5 protein-coding genes are annotated in these 3,495 nt (G+C 38.8%); all 5 read right to left on the bottom strand.

Features of this window, described 5'->3' with window-relative positions; genetic code table 11:
* Positions 1 to 240 (bottom strand): NDP-sugar synthase (locus ACJML3_RS07070; protein ID WP_406021876.1); only part of this gene is annotated, 240 nt, incomplete at its 3' end.
* Between the two features lies 1 nt (position 241).
* Positions 242 to 1,219, bottom strand: coding sequence for an aminoglycoside phosphotransferase family protein (locus ACJML3_RS07065; RefSeq protein ID WP_406021874.1), 978 nt, complete (start codon positions 1,217 to 1,219; stop codon positions 242 to 244).
* Complete coding sequence (trmB, locus tag ACJML3_RS07060; RefSeq protein WP_406021872.1) at positions 1,212 to 1,931, bottom strand: tRNA (guanosine(46)-N7)-methyltransferase TrmB; 720 nt, start codon at positions 1,929 to 1,931, stop codon at positions 1,212 to 1,214. The genes ACJML3_RS07065 and trmB overlap by 8 nt, the downstream gene beginning before the upstream one ends.
* The gene (dapA, locus tag ACJML3_RS07055; RefSeq protein ID WP_406021870.1) at positions 1,931 to 2,809 is read right to left on the bottom strand and encodes a 4-hydroxy-tetrahydrodipicolinate synthase; all 879 of its coding nucleotides are present in this window, start codon (positions 2,807 to 2,809) and stop codon (positions 1,931 to 1,933) included. Before dapA ends, trmB begins: the two co-directional genes overlap by 1 nt.
* A 20-nt stretch (positions 2,810 to 2,829) precedes the next feature.
* Positions 2,830 to 3,495, bottom strand: a 666-nt coding sequence (locus ACJML3_RS07050; protein WP_406021868.1) for an amino acid--tRNA ligase-related protein, incomplete at its 5' end; no start/stop codon positions are given.

Genomic DNA, 3,495 nt, shown 5'->3' with positions numbered 1-3,495 from the left:
ACCTTCAACTGAATGAGTGATATTTACACCAAATGAAGAACCATCTTTAAGAAAAGATACTATCTTTTCAGACAGATGAGCTGAATTAACAAGAATATCTGTAATTCCAGCCTTTTTAAGCTTGTTAATATGATGAACCAGCAATGGGATCTGTCCTACTTCAACTAATGGCTTTGGAATTGTATCGGTTATAGGACGAAGTCTCTCACCTCGGCCCGCAGCTAAAATCATGGCTTTCATTTTAGTATTTACCTACGACATACTTCTGTATCAAAGCTTTTAGTTTACTAAACTTAGGACTGATATCGCACTCTTTTAAGACGTAATTTATGACTCTTGGCAGATCTTTTAGATAACCATCTTTTCCATCACGAACAGACAGTCTTACAAAAATGCCTAAAACCTTTATATGTCGCTGCAATGATGTTAAGCACATATTCTGTACAAATTCCTCATAAGGAGTATCTTTTATAATTCCCTTATCAGTAAATACGTTGTACGCATAAGCACTTAATGAATCTATTAGACCTGGAGCTAAATCAACATAGCAATCATACAGTAAAGATGCCAAATCATATGTGATAGGACCTCTTACCATATCCTGAAAATCAATCACATACAGTTCATTATCACGTACCATCAGATTTCTGCTGTGATAGTCTCTGTGCATAGAACACTGTTGCTGTGACAGACATACTTTTACAAGTTCATCATATGCCTCTTCAAGAATTGCTTTTTCCTGAGCATCTAAGATTACATTAAGCCCCTTGTTTAGCATCCATGTTTCAAATAAAGAAAGTTCAAATCTGATGAACTGTTCATCAAACTGAACTTCATCATCTCTTTTGACAGGAAGAATATCACTAAGAACATCAATAGCTTTTTTATACCACTGCTTTGTGTTCTTCACACTTACATCCGCAAAGGTTACATCTCCTAGATCTTCGATGATGAAATAACCCTTTTCCAAATCCATAAAGTGTATGGAAGGAACTCTTACACCAGAGGCAGATAAAGCTTTATCAATAGATACAAACTCTTTATTTTTTTGAGTATCAGGGGGAGAATCTACAGCAATAAACTGTGTAGATGGTATTTTGAAGTATCTTCTAAAGCTAGCATCACCATTTAGCGATACCAGCTCTGGGTTATCTAATTTGAGGCATTCGCGAACGTATTCGCGAAGGCCTGATTTTCTTTCTTCTAACTTATCAGTCACGCTTGAACACCAAATCCCAAACACCGTGACCTAATCGCTGACCACGTGATTCAAATTTGGTGACTGGTCTATACTCAGGGCGTGGAATAAATGTTCCATCCAAAGAGGTATTTGTATAACCCTCTGCCCTAGTCATAACATCAAGCATCTGATTTGCATAATCTTCCCAATCAGTTGCCATTCTGAACTGACCACCATGTTTGAACAGAGGTTTTACCAGCTGTACAAATTCATCGTTTATCAGACGACGTTTTACATGTCTCTTTTTAGGCCATGGATCAGGGAAAAATATCTGTAGAATATCCACACTCTCTGGCTTTAAGCACTTTGTGATTACATCAAATGCATCATGCTGAATGATTCTTACATTTGTCAGCTGATTCTCATCAATCAGTTTAAGGCAAGAACCAACCCCAGGAGGATGAACTTCGATTCCTAGATAATTACAATCAGGGTTATCCTTTGCCATCTGAACAAAAGAAACACCCATGCCAAATCCGATTTCTACAACTACAGGAGCAGAACATCCGAAGATTGCATCCAGATCAAGTGGTTGCAAATCTTCTACATTAACCATAAAACGAGGACCAAGAGTTTCTATTGCTCTTATCTGGCCTTCAGTCATACGGCCGGCTCTTACAACAAAGGATTTTATTCTGTGCTGTACTGCCGGCTCTTGAGTTGTATTCTTTGAATCCTGAATATCTGTCATTAAATAAGCTCAAGTTTCTGCATTTCTGCCTTGATTTCTGCTCTTAATGAATCAGAAACAGGAAGAATTGGTAAACGAACATCTTCTTTGCATAAGCCTAATAATGATGCTGCATACTTAGCAGGAGCTGGACTTGGCTCCTTGAACATTAACTTATGTAGCTTCATTAACTTAAGCTGCTGCTCTGCTGCCTCTTCCCACTTCTTCTCTAAAGTCAGATTCTGTACCTTAGCTACTAATGCAGGAGCAACGTTAGCAGTAACAGAGATTACACCAACACCGCCTGCAACATTGAATGATACAGCAGTAGAATCTTCACCAGATAAGAAGATAAAAGGCTTATCAATCATGTTGCGCTCAAGCCATGGTCTCTCAAGGTTACCAGTTGCATCCTTAATACCAACTACTCTCTCTAACTTTGACAGCTTTGCAACAGTCTCAGATGAGATATTTACAACAGTACGGCCTGGTACGTTGTAAATAAAGATTGGTAAATCAGTGTTGTCATGAACCATCTTGAAGTGAGCATATAAACCTTCCTGATTTGGACGGTTATAGTAGCCAGCATTGTGTAAAAGGCTGTCTGCACCAACTTCTTTTGCTGCATTTGATAATGCAATAGCTTCAACAGGATTATTTGAACCTGCACCTGCCATAACTGGAACACGACCATTAGCAACCTCAACTGAACGTTTGATTACTTCGATGTGCTCTTCATTAGTTAATGTTGGACATTCACCTGTTGTACCTGTTACAACAAGACAGGTAGTTCCATTCTGAATCTGGAACTCTACCATTTTCTCAAGAGCAGCGAAATCAACCTTACCGTTTGAGAAAGGAGTTACTAGCGCTACCATTGAACCTTGGTACTTTTTCATTTTGCTCACCTTAGTAATTACTAATTACGTCTTAATGTTGGGAATAAAATAACATCACGAATAGTGTGACTGTTTGTAAATAACATTACAGTTCTGTCAATACCGATACCTTCACCAGCGGTTGGAGGAAGACCATACTGCATTGCATTGATATAGTCCTCATCATAGTACATAGCTTCATCATCGCCATGCTTCTTAGCTTCAGCCTGCTGACGGAAACGACCAGCCTGATCATCAGGATCGTTCAGCTCTGAGAAGCCGTTACCGATCTCACGACCACCGATAAAGAACTCGAAACGATCTGTAAACTCTTCATCACCATCGGTTCTTCTTGCAAGAGGAGATACTACTGCAGGATATGAGGTAATGAATGTAGGCTGCTGAAGATTTGCCTCTACAAGTTCATCAAATAATGCAGTAATGTAATGACCTAAAGTCCAGCCATCCATTAACTCAATGTGATGCTTCTTGCACAGCTCACGAGCCTTATTCTCGTCAGCTAAATCTTCCATTGTAATACCATTGCCATACTTAACAATTGATTCTTTCATTGTTAATCTGTCAAATGGCTTTGAAAAATCAATGTCTAAACCAGGCTCACCTTCTTTACCATAATGGATCTTGGTGGTTCCTAAAACCTCTAATGACATCTTCTTGTACAGATCTTCAGTAAAGTCGATAAGGTC

It is taken from the genome of Succinivibrio sp. (assembly GCF_045124615.1).
Classification (GTDB): domain Bacteria; phylum Pseudomonadota; class Gammaproteobacteria; order Enterobacterales; family Succinivibrionaceae; genus Succinivibrio; species Succinivibrio faecicola.
This window is presented reverse-complemented; position numbering and strand designations above follow the sequence as displayed.